Origin of the sequence: Okeania sp. KiyG1 (assembly GCF_014132355.1) — a bacterium.
Classification (GTDB): Bacteria; Cyanobacteriota; Cyanobacteriia; order Cyanobacteriales; family Microcoleaceae; genus Okeania.
Map to the genome: position 1 here is coordinate 35,452 of NZ_BLZO01000032.1, position 15,227 is coordinate 50,678.

General features: G+C 35.1%; 10 protein-coding genes and 2 pseudogenes. 4 read left to right on the forward strand and 8 right to left on the reverse strand.

The genetic code is table 11. The annotated features are described in order from the left end of the window. Positions 1 to 160: 160 nt before the first annotated feature. The 4 genes and pseudogenes from SAGCYANO_RS49940 to SAGCYANO_RS04895 form a co-directional block, all read right to left on the reverse strand. Entirely contained in the window at positions 161 to 478 is a 318-nt protein-coding gene (locus SAGCYANO_RS49940; protein WP_375339867.1) for an RNA-guided endonuclease InsQ/TnpB family protein, read from the reverse strand. Beyond that, the gene (locus SAGCYANO_RS04885; protein WP_375339868.1) at positions 471 to 1,409 is read right to left on the reverse strand and encodes an RNA-guided endonuclease InsQ/TnpB family protein; all 939 of its coding nucleotides are present in this window, start codon (positions 1,407 to 1,409) and stop codon (positions 471 to 473) included. Before SAGCYANO_RS04885 ends, SAGCYANO_RS49940 begins: the two co-directional genes overlap by 8 nt. Before the next feature lie 335 nt (positions 1,410 to 1,744). Then, the gene (locus SAGCYANO_RS04890) at positions 1,745 to 2,026 is read right to left on the reverse strand and encodes a DUF2470 domain-containing protein (protein WP_202219045.1); all 282 of its coding nucleotides are present in this window, start codon (positions 2,024 to 2,026) and stop codon (positions 1,745 to 1,747) included. 71 nt (positions 2,027 to 2,097) lie between these two features. Beyond that, a pseudogene (locus tag SAGCYANO_RS04895) lies at positions 2,098 to 2,310 on the reverse strand (aldo/keto reductase); the annotation flags it as partial. Between the two features lie 462 nt (positions 2,311 to 2,772). Between SAGCYANO_RS04895 and SAGCYANO_RS04900 the strand changes: the two are divergent. From SAGCYANO_RS04900 to SAGCYANO_RS04915, 3 genes are all read left to right on the forward strand, one after another. Continuing rightward, positions 2,773 to 5,709: a PAS domain S-box protein gene (locus SAGCYANO_RS04900; RefSeq protein ID WP_237395809.1), complete on the forward strand. Its 2,937-nt coding sequence runs from the start codon at positions 2,773 to 2,775 to the stop codon at positions 5,707 to 5,709. Between the two features lie 158 nt (positions 5,710 to 5,867). Then, positions 5,868 to 7,586: a bifunctional diguanylate cyclase/phosphodiesterase gene (locus SAGCYANO_RS04905; RefSeq protein WP_202219046.1), complete on the forward strand. Its 1,719-nt coding sequence runs from the start codon at positions 5,868 to 5,870 to the stop codon at positions 7,584 to 7,586. 720 nt (positions 7,587 to 8,306) lie between these two features. Continuing rightward, positions 8,307 to 8,774, forward strand: coding sequence for a transposase (locus SAGCYANO_RS04915; protein WP_202219048.1), 468 nt, complete (start codon positions 8,307 to 8,309; stop codon positions 8,772 to 8,774). Positions 8,775 to 8,976: 202 nt separating this feature from the next. On the opposite strand, the gene SAGCYANO_RS04920 is transcribed toward SAGCYANO_RS04915, so the two are convergent. Then, positions 8,977 to 10,125 (reverse strand): J domain-containing protein, encoded by a 1,149-nt coding sequence (locus SAGCYANO_RS04920; RefSeq protein ID WP_202219049.1) that lies wholly within the window; start codon positions 10,123 to 10,125, stop codon positions 8,977 to 8,979. 2,960 nt (positions 10,126 to 13,085) lie between these two features. Between SAGCYANO_RS04920 and SAGCYANO_RS04925 the strand changes: the two are divergent. Continuing rightward, positions 13,086 to 13,781, forward strand: a pseudogene (locus SAGCYANO_RS04925) (5'-3' exonuclease H3TH domain-containing protein); the annotation flags it as partial. A gap of 191 nt (positions 13,782 to 13,972) precedes the next feature. On the opposite strand, the gene SAGCYANO_RS49945 reads toward SAGCYANO_RS04925, so the two are convergent. The 3 genes from SAGCYANO_RS49945 to SAGCYANO_RS49955 all read right to left on the reverse strand — a co-directional run bounded on the left by SAGCYANO_RS49945 (position 13,973) and on the right by SAGCYANO_RS49955 (position 14,762). Beyond that, entirely contained in the window at positions 13,973 to 14,194 is a 222-nt protein-coding gene (locus tag SAGCYANO_RS49945) for a zinc ribbon domain-containing protein (RefSeq protein WP_202219050.1), read from the reverse strand. Positions 14,195 to 14,299: 105 nt separating this feature from the next. After that, on the reverse strand, positions 14,300 to 14,650 hold the full coding sequence (locus tag SAGCYANO_RS49950; protein WP_375339869.1) for an RNA-guided endonuclease InsQ/TnpB family protein: 351 nt from the start codon (positions 14,648 to 14,650) through the stop codon (positions 14,300 to 14,302). Then, the gene (locus tag SAGCYANO_RS49955) at positions 14,613 to 14,762 is read right to left on the reverse strand and encodes a hypothetical protein (protein ID WP_375339870.1); all 150 of its coding nucleotides are present in this window, start codon (positions 14,760 to 14,762) and stop codon (positions 14,613 to 14,615) included. Before SAGCYANO_RS49955 ends, SAGCYANO_RS49950 begins: the two co-directional genes overlap by 38 nt. Positions 14,763 to 15,227: the final 465 nt, after the last annotated feature.

Below are 15,227 nucleotides of genomic sequence, written 5' to 3' on the forward strand. Positions count from 1 at the left end.
CAAAATCAAAAATTTATTCATCACTATTTTTCTATCACGCAATAGTAGAATCTCGAAAGTCTAGAAAGACTCAACTCAAAGCAACCTACTTTCCCTTCTCTAGATATGGAGCGATGGCTCTAGACAAACAAACAGGAAGTGACATACTCCCACGCCAACCTTAAGGTATGGCGTGGGCTTCTCGTTTCCCAGTCCCGGTACCCCGTCGGACTCCACGAGCTTTAAGGACGGAATGCCCTACCGCCCTATTTTTTATATTTATCGCCGCATTTAAGTCGCGGTCTATGACAACACCGCAATGCGGACAAGAATGAGTTCGTATGTTTAATTCTTTATCGACTTTTTCACCACAGTTTGAGCAATCTTGGCTAGTATTTTTGGGGTTAACTCCTATGGTTTTCTGTCCAGCATTTCCAGCTTTGACAGTCAAAATAGATAGGAAATTTCCCCATCCAGCATCGTTAATTGATTTACTCAAATGAGTCTTTGCTAGTCCTTTTATGTTTAAGTTTGCCTCCGGCACGCCGCTCCGCGTCTACATGGGCGATAACTTCTGCTTTTGATAATAATTCATTGGCTGTTTTGAAATGAAAATCTTTGCGTTTATCGGCAACCTTTTTATGTTGTTTCGCTACAGCTTTAACAGCCTTGAGCCTCCTTTTACTTCCTTTTTTCTTTCGAGATAAACGTTTCTGTAGAGTCTTTAATCGCTGTTGAGATTTTCGATAGTATTGAGGTATAGGGACAGATTCTCCTTCACTTGTTACTAAGAATTCTTTCAGCCCCATATCAATTCCCAGAGTATTTTTTAATGTAGGTTCAACTTCAGTTGTTAAAGCTGGTACTGATTTGTCTTCTAGGGATAAAGTTACATAATAACCATCTGCTTTACGACTAATTGTTACTGTTTTAATTTGAAAACTATCAGGTAAAGGCCGATGTTTAATTAACTTTACCTTGCCTATTTTGGGTAAATTAATTTGATTTCCTTCTATGCAATTTAGTTTTATTTGAGGATAAGTAAAACTACGATAACGTCCTCTTCCTTTAAATCTTGGTTTTCCTAATTTATATCCATTTTTATCTGCTTTCCACCATCTATCAAAGGCAAGTTTTACTCGTTTTATGCAATCCTGTAACACCTGAGAATGAATTAGCTTGTACTCAGGAAATTTGTCTTTGGTATTGACCAAATCTCGTTTTTGAGAGTAATAATTTGGACGATCTCTTAGTTGAGGAATTGGCATCACTAAGGGACAGGCATTAACTGGACAACGGTTTTCTGACCACCATGAGAACCGCTCGCCTAACCTATAGTTGTACTGCCGACGCAACAATTCCAACCACATTTCTATGGTGGCTATTTGTTCTTTGTTGGGTCTTAATTTATATTGGTAGGCAGTCCGCATGGTGGAAAATTTCTGGGGTTATTGGAATATTATCATACAAGTTTTTCTACTAGGGCGAAAGCTTGTGCTGGGATGTTGGAAAATTGAATGGGCATCGAACCTATTCAATTTGCCGCCGATTCATCTCACGCCAATTTTTCAAATATGGCGTGAGACTCAAGGGCGATGTAGCTAAACTAAGAGTGAGTTACTCTCCCATCAAACTATTCTGAGCAGAAGAGTAACTATACAAATTTACTTCAACAATCACCTAAAATCCCAATTTGTTAAACTTTTCCGCAAAAAGCATCTCACTTTTGATTGTTTATTTTAACCTTCGTAAAATTGCTCATATTTCATTTTTGAGTACGAGCTAATTTGAGCATATCAATAAGAGTATGGTGAGCATCTTCAGCATCCTTTAAAGTATGGTCAAACTCAATTCTTATAGGTAAACTTTCCCCACTAACTTCAGCAGTTAAATTCATACCTTGAGCATCAATAGAAAGCATTTTTGCTGCTGTAGAATTAGAATAACTGCCAAATTTTTGAGCATAAAGAAGTACAGCATCTGCATGGTCTTCATTCATGTGAGAACAAATGCGAGTGCTAATTTCTGAAGTAAATGAATCAGACATATTTTCAAATCCTTATTATTAAATTTATCAATTTATCAATTCTAAATTTTAAATTATATCAATTTATCAATTCTAAATTCTCTAATAAAGTCCTCTGCTGGGCTATAATGGTCTGCTAAATCCCAAGTAGTGAAACCTGCATCCATGTAGTCAAACATACTTTGGATAGCAGTTTTGGGGTCTATATGTCCGTGAATACCTGATACCTGCCACATTCCGTTTAAAATGCGACAGATGTTTAAATTATCGGTAAATTTTAATCTACTTGACTCAGGTAGTTTCATCGCCTATTTTGACTAGATTTTAGATAATTGTTCTACTTTGGCAAATATTTTAATATTTCTAGATGCCACAGACTAGGTTATAGCTTAACTATTGAAGAGCTAAAAAGTATGTGTTATAAAGTTAATATGTAAGCATTTAGCTATCAGCAACGCCATTTTTGGGAAGGCAAAAGCAACCTTTGAAATTGAGTTTGAATAAAAAGTTATTGCCATGAGTCCCCTTGCCAAACCTTAGAAGTAATTATTCATTGCTAATTGCTGAATGGGAGTGCATTCCTTCAGAAGTGCTGACTGGTAATAGCTGTTTGCGCAGCATTCTGCAGGAAATGCTTACCTTAATATATCCCAATAGGATATATAGTTAATTATTCAAAAAAACTTAAAATCAAGCTTCTTTATAGCTTAACCTCTTTATGGTTATGCTAGTTATACTATTACTATTGTTCCCTAAAATTAATGTCAATGATGTATAGTGTTGTTCAAAATTTACAGCAAAGTGTCGCTCAGTTGACAGAAGAGTTAAAAAAAGAGAAAGCAGAACATCAATTGACTAAGAATGCTCTCCAAAAAAGTGAAGTACGTTTACGAATACTCACTAATCAAGCATCTTTAATTATTTGGGAAGTAGATAGCAAAGGTATATTTACTTTTGTCGAAGGAGAAAAAGCAATTAAATCAGAATATTTAATTGGTAAATCAATTTTTGAGTTATACAAAAACCATCAAGAAGTATTAGATAAAACTCACTTGGCACTGACAGGTAATGAAGTTAAATGGTTTGGGGAAGCGGAAGATATAGAATATGAAACTAGAGTAATTCCCCAAATATCTGAAAGTGGTGAAACAGTAGGATTAATAGGAGTTAATATCAATGTTAATGTCAGTAAAAATACTCAACTAGAAGACCCTGAATATCAACTAAGACTAGAAGAAAAATTTGAGGAAAAAATATCTGCCTTAAGAGAATCAAATGAACTACTTATAGATGAGATTATTAAACATAAGCAAGCCAGAGAAGAATTATTATATAGGCTAAATTTTGAAGAATTAATTACTACTTTGTCAACTCACTTTATTAATTTAGCCCCAGACGAGATAGATAGTGGAATTCAAGTAGCTTTGGAATGGATAGGAACTTTTAGTGGTGTAGATCGTAGCTATATATTTTTACTGGATGAAACTTGTAGTTACATCAACAATGATTATGAGTGGTGTGCCAGTGGAATTACACCACAAATTGAGCAAAGAAAACAAATACCAATTACAGCATTAGAAGAGTGGAATGAGCAAATAAAAAACCTAGAAACAATTTATATTCCAAGTACAACTAAACTACCAAAAGAAAAGTCGATAAGTAAAAGATTGTTGCGTCTGCAATGTATAAAATCTTTGGTTGTTGTACCAATGGCATATCGTGGTATTTTTATTGGATTTTTAGGATTCGATTCAGTTAAAGAGGAAAAAAATTGGTCAGAAGATATTATTGCTCTGCTCAGAATTATGGGAGAAATGTTTATTAATGCTCTAGAAAGAAAACGGGTAGAAATAGCTTTAGCAGAAAGTGAGAAAAAATATAGGCATCTAGTAGAAACTTCTCAAGATTTAATTTGGTCACTAGATACTGAAGGACGTTTTACTTTTGTTAATCAAGCAGCTAAACGCATTTATGGCTATGAAACAACAGAAATTATTGGTTGTTATCTAACAGATTTTATAGCTCGAGAAGAAGTAGAAAAATATACGGCAACAAATATAAAAAATATTACGCAAATACCGATATTTACTCAAGATAATTCCTCCAGTTATCAATGGGAAACTATACATAAACGCCAAGATGGAATACCTGTAAATCTTAACTTTAATGCCATCGCTTTACGAGATAAATTTGGAAATTTTCAAGGTGCTATAGGTACTGCTACTGATATCACTCAACGCAAAAAATCAGAAGAAGCTTTACAAAGAGCTAAAGACCAACTACAAGCAGTTTTAGATGCTGTGCCTTGGTTCGTTTCTTGGATTAGTTCGGAGTTAATATATATAGGAGTAAATAGGCAATTAGCAGCCAGTTTTAATTTACCTCCAGAAACATTTATTGGTCAAGAAATAGGTTTTCTAGGCAGTAGTTTGTGCTTCGTTGATTTTATTAGTGACTTTTTCTCTAGTTCGGCACAACAAATATCTCAGGAAGTTGAAACAACACTTAATGGTAGTGTTAAAAATTATTTGGTTGTAGTTCAGAAATATGCTCAAGGAAAAGCATTAGTTTCGGTTGGAATAGATATTACTGCTCGTAAACAAGCAGAGGCGATGAAAAGTAAATTAATTGCTTCACTTCAGGAATCTGAAAAAAAATTTCGTAGCCTTTATGAAGCAACAAGTGATGCTGTTATTCTCCTAGATAAAAATGGAATTATTGATTGTAATCTTGCAACTTTAAAAATGTTTGGTTTAAATAATAAAGAAGAGTTTTACAGTCATAACTTAGCAGATTTTTATCCTGAATCTCAGCACAATGGCAAAAAATCTGCTCAGTTAATCAAAAGATATATGGTTCAAGCAATTGTCAAAGGTAATAATTGTTTCGAGTGGATAAATCAAAGAGCAGATAAATCAGAATTTCCCACAGAAGTTTTATTAACTGCGATGAAAACAAGTGAATATCCTCAAAAAAAATCAAGCAAAAAATCAACTAAAAATATAGTATTTCAAGTAGTAATTCGTGATATTACTGAGAGAAAACGTGATGAAGAACAAATCAAAGAATCTTTAGCAGAAAAAGAGGTTTTACTAAAAGAAATTCATCATCGAGTCAAAAACAATCTGCAAGTAATTTCTAGTTTATTAAGACTACAATCAAGATATATTAAAGATGAAATAATTTTAGAAATGTTAAAAGAGAGCCAAAACCGAGTTAGATCCATGGCTCTTGTCCATGAACATTTATATCAATCAAAAGACTTGTCTAAAGTTAATTTTACTGAATATATTTCCAGTCTAGCTGTTCACTTATTCCAAGCTTATGCAGTTAAAGCAAGAGGTGTAAAATTAAATATAAACGTAATTCCTATTTGCTTAAATATTGATACAGTAATTCCCTGTGGTCTGATTGTTAATGAATTGGTTTCTAATTCTCTCAAGTATGCTTTTCCAGAAGAATTTCCAGGAGAAATTTTCATAGAATTTGATTATGACGAGGGCGACCAAAACCAATTTATTCTCAAAGTAGCTGATAATGGAATTAGTTTTCCTCAAGATTTAGACTATCAAAACTCTGGTTCTTTAGGTCTACGTTTAGTCTGTTCATTAGTAAGACAACTTAAGGGAAATATTGAGCTAGTTAATGAAGTAGGAACAGTTTTTCAAATAACTTTTTCTAGCTTGAATTCAAGTAAATTATAAAGGGCGCATCTCTTATGTGCAAAAATACTTTTTTCCTATATATTATATTGCCTATTGCCAGATGAGCTGTTGCCTATTGCCAGATGAGCTGTTGCCTAAAAGCGGTAAATTTTTTGCTTTATTCAAAATTGAGATGCACCCATTATAGAGGAGTAAAAATGTCAAAATCAAAAATTCTAATTGTCGAAGACGAAAGTATCATTGCTGAAGATTTAGCAGATAGTCTGAGAGTGATGGGTTATACGGTTATGGATATTGTCTCTTCCGCAGAAGAAGCAATTTTAATAGCAGTAGAAAAACAACCTAATTTAATATTAATGGATGTAATGTTACAAGGAAAAATGGATGGGATAACAGCAGCAGAACAAATTCATTTAACCTCCCAAATACCAATAATCTTCTTAACAGCTTACACCGATGACAAAACATTGCAGAGAGTAAAAGCAACAAATCCTTTTGGTTATATTGTTAAACCATTTGAAGAAAGAAACTTATATTTAACTATCGAAATAGCTCTCCAAAGACACCAGTACGACCCCATAACTCAATTACCAAATCGTTCTTTATTTACAGCTCGACTTAATGAAACTATCTCCTATCAAAATCAGAGTAGTTTAGAAAAATTATGTCATCTAAATAAATCTCAAAACGATATATCTTTTCCAATAATACCTATCCTTTATATTAGCCTAGATAGAATTAATAGAATTAAAATAACCTTGGGGGGTAAAAATGGAGAATTGGTACTTTGTACTGTGGCAAAAAAACTAAATAAATCTATTGATTCAATAGATATGTTAGCTCATTTAGAAGCTGCTGAATTTGGGATAATTCTCAAACCAGTAGAAAAAAAGCAAGAAGTGGCAGATATAGCTCAATCTATATTAGATACAATTTCTCAACCAATTTTTTTAGAAGGTTATGAAATTTATATCACTGCTAGTATAGGCATTACCTTTTATCCATTAGATGATGTAGAAGCAAATGAACTACTAAAAAATGCCAATGCAGCAATGTATCATGCTCAACAAAAAGGAGGTAATAATTATCAATTTCATCAATCAGAAACAGCTTTTATTTCTTTAGAACAACTAGGTTTAGAAACTGACTTGCATAATGCTTTAAAACGCTCAGAATTTCAAGTTTATTATCAACCAAAAGTTAATATTAAGACTGGTAAAATTACTGGAGCAGAAGCTTTAGTACGTTGGTGTCACCCAAAAAGAGGTTTAGTATCACCAGCAGAATTTATTCCTTTAGCAGAAGAAACAGGTTTAATTATCCCTATAGGAGAATGGGTTTTGCGTACTGCTTGTAATCAAACAAGAATCTGGCAAGAAGTAGGTTTTGGGCTTTTAGAAATAGCAGTTAATTTATCAAGATGCCAATTTACACAAAGAAATATTCAAGAAAGAATTATTAAAATTATTCAAGAAACTGGTTTAAAGCCTAACTACTTAGAATTAGAAATAACAGAAAGTTTAGTCATGCAAAATGAAAAAGCTGCAACTCAAATTATGGAAGCATGGCAAACCTTTGGGATTAATATATCAATGGATGATTTTGGTACAGGGTATTCATCCTTAAGTTATCTCAGAGAATTTCCATTTGATGTAATTAAAATAGACCGCTGTTTTATTCGTAATATTACTGAAGATAGTAAGACAGAAGCAATTACAATTGCCATTATTCAAATGGCTCATAATTTAAACTTAAAAGTAGTTGCCGAAGGAGTAGAAACTCAATCCGAATTAGACTTTCTTCGTAAATATGACTGTGACGAAATTCAAGGCTATTTATTCAGTGCTCCATTACCCACATCCAAGTTTGAAAATTTATTAAAAACTAATCAATTATCAAAATTTCCAAGCATTTAAAGGTAAGGAAGAAGGAAGAAGGAAGAAGGAAGAAGGAAGAAGGAAGAAGGAAGAAGGAAGAAGGAAGAAGGAAGAAGGCAGAAAAAATCATAGAAATAGGTAGTTTTTAGGATGAGAGAGCAGCTCATTATTAAAAAGTAATACCATGCATGAAAAAAGAGTTACGAATAATAAGCACCATCGCGCATACTTTCATATAACCCGCATTTCGCACCACAAAATGTAGCATAAAAACATAAGTCAAAAGTCAGAAATCAAAAGTAAGAAATAAGAAGAAAATTATAGTGGTCAATAGTAGTCAAGGATTCAGTAAGTAGGGTTTGCTGAATATTTAACTGAGAATTTGACTCCCGATCGAGGTAAATGAAGATAATTTATATAGTATAAATATCTAAGCAAACTACGGATTTTATACTAATTTTTATGTTACAAATTGAAGTGCGGAATGTGGGATATAAAGTCTATTTGACGAAGCGGTGCGACCCCAAGACGACACCAGCTCCCTTGCGGAACGCGCACCAAGACAAAAAGATAATTTACAACATCAAAAATGGTATTAAATCTATTAATTCATAATTCAGACTTCAGCAATTCTGTTTGCGGAGCATTCCGTAGAAAATTCTTACCAAAAATCAACGGGACCTTGTTGGGAATCAAATCAGAATTCCTCTGGGAACAACCATAAAACGATGGTTTAAATTAGACAGCTTTTTAATACCAATGCCATCTAATCTACAGTTTGTAGTTCTCAAAGAATTGCGGATACTACCACGTAATCAATGTTTCTATGTTGAGTTTGTCTACAACAAAGAGGTTGCACCTCAACATGAATTAAATCCTAAAAATGTTTTGGGAATCGACCCTGGTATTAATAATTGGTTAAGTTGCGTTTCTAACGTTGGTACTAGCTTGATTATTGATGGATGCAAGGTGAAAAGCCTGAATCAGTGGTATAACAAACGAGTTTCTACTTTGAAAGAAGGTAAGCCACAAAGTAGCGTTCTTAACATCCATTCCACAGCTATATCGCTCTGTTTAGCGATTATTGATATTCTATTCATCTATTGTCCAATAGTTATTGCTCTGCTGAGAAAGCGTACGCTCTGTTTCGCGATTATTGATATTCTATTCATCTATTGTCCAATAGTTATTGCTGTGCTGATTAAGCCTCAAAGGTTTTACAGGTAAAAGTTTCAGCCTTTTTCACCTCAAACATTGATGTTCTATTGATCTATTGTCCAATAGTTACAGCAGTTTCCGCGCATTATGAAGTACATATGCGGAGCAAGTGTGGCAGCACTTTCATGCAACAAAGCCACAAACATTTATCAATTTTGTATAACATCACCTGAAAGTAGAAGGGAAAGAGCAAAACTGAAGAAGTCATAAATCAAACTATACTTGTGGAAAGCCACCACCCAAAACCTAAACCTAATCCAGAAATAATAGCTAAAATCAAAAAAGTAGAAAATCCATTAAACAACTCTATTAATTTTTCTCCCGCAACCATTTGAGAAACCACTCCTGCCACAATACCAATAGCTACCCATAACCCAACAATAATATTAGGGCCAGCACTAGCCAAAGCGATCGCCACATTTTTAGACCGAGCAGAATTCCAAGCAGCAGACCAAGCTCCAACCCAAGCTCCCAAAATAAACCCAAGCATACTACCAACACCAGTACCATTCTTCAAACCAATCACAGCATCCACTATTGTCCCAAAAATAAATCCAGCAGCAGACCAAATAATAGAACCAACAATCACCAATAAAACATTTTCAGCCCCATTACCAGCCAAAAATCCCCCCAAAGCAATTACTCCATCAATAGTTACCACAGCAGCAACTGTTCTGGCCTGGGGTTCAGTGCCAGCAATTAACCCTAAACTACATCCAACTATCGCCCATGCTAAAGCAGTGATTATACCTCCCACAGAATTTCCAGCTATCCAACCTGCTCCCCCTCCAGCACCTAATAAGGCGATCGCCCAACATTTTTGAGAACCGGTTCCTTCAATTGCCAAAACAGTCATTCCCATCCATGCCACACCCTCAACTACGGCCCAACTCCAGACAGGAGCTTTGGAAATAACTAATACCCAGGCAGTCAAAGCATAAAACAGGAAAGTAGCAATTAAACTACCCCAAGGAATGCCAGAAGTTGTTGAATGTGTTTGATGAGTGTGAACAGAGAACTGTTGAAAATGATTATTAGCGTTAGAATTTTCTGGCCTTTGAGGAGAAGGGGTAGGCTGAGGAGAGGGTGGACGACGAGGTGATGATTGTTGTGTTTGAGTGGGAGTTTTTCGTTTCGGAACAGTTTGTGGTTGAGAATCATTCAAAAAATACCGTAATTTTCGGTAAGCTTCATTAATCTCTTTGAGACGAATTTGAGCTTTTGCTTGGAGACGAGTATTTTGGGCAAAGCGGTCTGGATGCCATACAAAGGCTAAATCTCGGTAAGCTTGTTTCACTTGATCTAGAGAAGCACCAGGTTCAAGTTCTAGAATTTTATAGTATTGATTTATCTCATCCACATTAGAAAAATAATTCAGTAATTAGGGCAGTTAGGAATTTAGTGGTTTGACGTTATAGCAGTGGAAGGAAAGCTTAGGAAAGATCGAGAGCTTAAAATTCAGGCAACGTAAGATTTTTCCTTCTTCCTTCTTTCTTCTTCCTTCTGCTATATCGAAAGTCTTATTTTTTAGGTTGGTATTATATGGCAGGGAGAAGGTGGGCTAGAAGAGTGGGAAAAATATTTCCTCTTTGATTCATCATTACTCTATGTCCTAAGCAACTCAATATTTGATATATAAAACAAAACCAACAGATAGTTAGTTCCATTTTGACCTCAAAGTAAGAAAAATGCCATATCACTCTTGTGAGTTTACAGCCTCAAAAAACTGTAGCGCTAGATATTTGCCTCTGTTTTTCTCAGATATAAAGGTAATTCTAAAAATATTTCTTCCCCCTACCTAGACTACTGAGAGTAAAAATCTCCATTGCCAAATTCAAATCTTTATCTGACAAAAAACTATAACGTTACAGATTTGCCTCTACTTCCCTAAGATGGAAAAGTAAGTCTTTGAAAGATTTTCTCTACTTACACTCAAAATCTCAATTCAAAAATCAATATCAATATCTGGGAACAAAACTATAACGTTACAGATTTGCCTCTACTTCCCTGAGATGGAAAAGTAAGTCTGAGAAGATTTTCTCTAATTACACTCAAAATCTCAATTCAAAAATCAATATCTGGGAAAAAAACTATAACGTTACAAATTTGCCTCTACTTCCCTGAGATGGAAAAGTAAGTCTGAGAAGATTTTCTCTAATTACACTCAAAATCTCAATTCAAAAATCAATATCTGGGAAAAAAACTATAACGTTATAGATTCACCTCTACTTCCTGAAGATGGAAAAGTAAATCTGAGAAGATTTTCTCTAATTGCACTCAAAATCTCAATTCAAAAATCAATATCAATATCTGGGAACAAAACTATAACGTTACAGATTTTTCTCTACTTCCCTGAGATGGAAAAGTAAGTCTGAGAAGATTTTCTCTAATTACACTCAAAATCTCAATTCAAAAATCAATATCAATTATCTGGGAAAAACTATAACGTTATAGATTTGCCTCTACTTCCCGAAGATGGAAAAGTAAATCTGAGAAGATTTTCTCTAATTGCACTCAAAATCTCAATTCAAAAATCAATATCAATTATCTGGGAAAAAACTATAACGTTATAGATTTGCCTCTACTTCCCGAAGATGGAAAAGTAAATCTGAGAAGATTTTCTCTACTTAACACTCAAAATCTCAATTCAAAAATCAATATCAATATCTGGGAAAAAAACTGTAACGTTATAGATTTCTCTCTACTTCCCTGAGATGGAAAAGTAAGTCTGAGAAGATTTTCTCTAATTACACTCAAAATCTCAATTCAAAAATCAATATCAATATCTGGGAAAAAAACTGTAACGTTACAGATTTTTCTCTACTTCCCTGAGATGGAAAAGTAAGTCTGAGAAGATTTTCTCTAATTACACTCAAAATCTCAATTCAAAAATCAATATCAATATCTGGGAACAAAACTATAACGTTATAGATTTGCCTCTACTTCCCTGAGATGGAAAAGTAAGTCTGAGAAGATTTCTTCTACTTACACTCAAAATCTCAATTCAAAAATCAATATCAATTATCTGGGAAAAAAACTATAACGTTATAAATTTGCGTCTACTTCCCTGAGATGGAAAAGTAAGTCTGAGAAGATTTTCTCTAATTACACTCAAAATCTCAATTCAAAAATCAATATCAATTATCTGGGAAAAAAACTATAACGTTATAAATTCACCTCTACTTCCCTGAGATGGAAAAGTAAGTCTGAGAAGATTTTCTCTAATTACACTCAAAATCTCAATTCAAAAATCAATATCAATTATCTGGGAAAAAAACTATAACGTTATAAATTTGCGTCTACTTCCCGAAGATGGAAAGATAAGTCTCGGAAGATTTCTTCTACTTACACTCAAAATCTCAATTCAAAAATCAATATCAATTATCTGGGAAAAAAACTATAACGTTATAGATTTCTCTCTACTTCCCTGAGATGGAAAAGTAAGTCTCGGAAGATTTCTTCTACTTACACTCAAAATCTCAATTCAAAAATCAATATCAATTATCTGGGAAAAAAACTATAACGTTATAGATTTCTCTCTACTTCCCTGAGATGGAAAAGTAAGTCTCGGAAGATTTCTTCTACTTACACTCAAAATCTCAATTCAAAAATCAATATCAATTATCTGGGAAAAAAACTATAACCTTACAGATTTCTCTCTACTTCCCTGAGATGGAAAAGTAAGTCTGAGAAGATTTCTTCTACTTACACTCAAAATCTCAATTCAAAAATCAATATCAATTATCTGGGGAAAAACTATAACCTTACAGATTTCTCTCTACTTCCCTGAGATGGAAAAGTAAGTCTCGGAAGATTTCTTCTACTTACACTCAAAATCTCAATTCAAAAATCAATATCAATTATCTGGGAAAAAACTATAACCTTACAGATTTCTCTCTACTTCCCTGAGATGGAAAAGTAAGTCTGAGAAGATTTCTTCTACTTACACTCAAAATCTCAATTCAAAAATCAATATCAATTATCTGGGGAAAAACTATAACCTTACAGATTTCTCTCTACTTCCCTGAGATGGAAAAGTAAGTCTCGGAAGATTTTCTCTAATTACACTCAAAATCTCAATTCAAAAATCAATATCAATTATCTGGGAAAAAAACTATAACGTTATAAATTTGCTTTTACGAAAATTAACAGACCCCAATATTCATTCCTACTAGATTATCGGTGCGGGGGGCGGGTTCACGCCCGTTGTGGGTAAAACCATTAACTTAACGCGGAACCCGCCCCTACCCATCATTTTAGGTGTGCCACGCCACTACCTACTCGCTAAAATAAACCAACATCTCAAAATATCAATATCAAATGTCTGCTAACCCTCCTACTGCTGTCCTCGTTGATGGCCATTCCCTTGCCTTTCGTTCCTACTATGCTTTTGGCAAAAGTCGTAGTGGAGGCTTAAAAACTTCTACGGGCATCCCCACCAGTGTTTGTTTTGGTTTTCTGAAGTCTTTGTTAGAAGTTATGGAGACTCAAAAGCCAGAATATTTAGCGATCGCTTTTGATTTAGGACAACCTACATTTCGCCATGAAGCTGACAAAAACTATAAAGCAAATAGACAAGAAGCACCTGACGATTTAATTGTTGATGTGGGAAATTTGAAGGACATTCTTAAAGCTTTTAATATATCTATAATTACTGTTGCTGGTTATGAAGCGGATGATGTATTAGGAGCTTTAGCGCAAAAAGCTAGTGCTGCTGGTTTTCGGGTCAAAATTCTTTCGGGCGACCAAGATTTATTTCAATTAATAGATGTGGAAAAAGGTATTAGTGTTTTACATTTAGCAGCAGGTAAAGGTAGCACTCCTAAAGAGTTTGGTCCTGAAGAAGTTAAGGAAAAATTGGGTATTTTACCGAATCAAGTTGTTGATTATAAAGCTCTTTGTGGAGATGCTTCTGATAATATTTCTGGTGTTAGGGGTATTGGGAAAAAGACAGCAGTTAAGTTGTTGAATGAATATGGTTCTTTAGCAGAAATTTATAGTTCTCTGATTGACATCCTCCCGACGCTGCACTTGCGTGACAGCAGGGGATTCCCTAGCATCACTGTTAGAGACTTTCTGTTTCAATGCACCCGCCTTTCCTACGGAATGCTCCGCAAACGGTGATTTACTCTCCTCGGGTCTAAAAGCGCGCTCCACAGACTGACACTGCTCCTCCCGCAGCCTTCTTGGTGGGCGTTCCCTTGCGTCTAGCCTCCTCCGGAGGAGCTAAAGCTAACGCCGACGCGGGTTCCCATCCGCAAAATATTTATACTTGCATTGATGTCCCGGTCATGGTGACTACCACATTCAGGACAATCCCACTCTCTAATATTTAGAGGTAATTTTTCCACTACATAACCACAATTAGAACAACGTTTTGTTAGCGTTTGCGAAGCATTCCGATAGGAAAGCTCCTCTGAAAGAGGCACTAGGAAAATATCTATCAATCTTGATTAATTCCCGTCCATACCATTCTGCTTTGTATTCTAATTGTCTAAGTAATTCTCCCCAGTTGGCATCTGATATAGCTCTTGCTAATTTGTGGTCTCTTGGTGCGCGTTCCGCAAGCGAGCTGGCGTCGTCGCGGGGTCGCACCGCTTTTTGACCATGTTCTTAACTGCCAAATCCTCAACTACTATCGTTTGGTTTTCTCTAATTAGTTGGGTTGTCAGTTTGTGAGTATAGTCAAATCTTGAATCTTTAATCTTGGCGTGTGTCCTAGCTACCTTTAGCCTAGCCTTTTGATAGTTATTAGATCCCTTGGTTTTTCTCGATAGAGACTTTTGAGTTAATCTCAGCTTTTTGTGTAATTTGTTTATATTCTTTGGGTTAGCAATTTTTTCTCCATTACTGGTAGTAACTAAACTGGTAATTCCGCGCGTCAATACCTATTTGTTTCTGGACTGGCTTAAGTTTTAAATCTCTGGTATCATTGACTCTCAAAGATATAGACCATCTACTACTGGGGTCAAGTTTCACTGTTATTGTTGTTGGCACACAGTCTTGCGGTAGTTGTCTACTCCATCTAATAGGTAACGGTTCAGAGCCCGATCGCTAAATAGACTTGACCATCTTTCCACTTAAATGCCGACTTCGTAAATTCAGCACTACCACCCCATACGTTTTTTCTTAAAGTTGGGATATTTAGTCCGTCCACTAAAAAAGTTAGTGAAGGCTTTGACATCTCCAGGGGTTGAAACACCCTGGATTCTGTGGTTAGTCCACCCCCATTTGGGATAAATCCACATTTGCTTAAAGCCTGTCAACAGACTCCTGAACTCCTCGGCATAGACAGAAATCTAGCTGTGAGTTTACTTTTTTTTATTAGCTTTCACGAGTGGTTTTACTCGCACTGGTTGGAGCAATCTTCTCGCTGCTCTAGCTGCCTACTTGCTTTTCGGTGCCGAATGCGGAGCTAACAGCCGTCGTAGGAAGTTAATTCCCCGTCTCCTGTCCACCGGA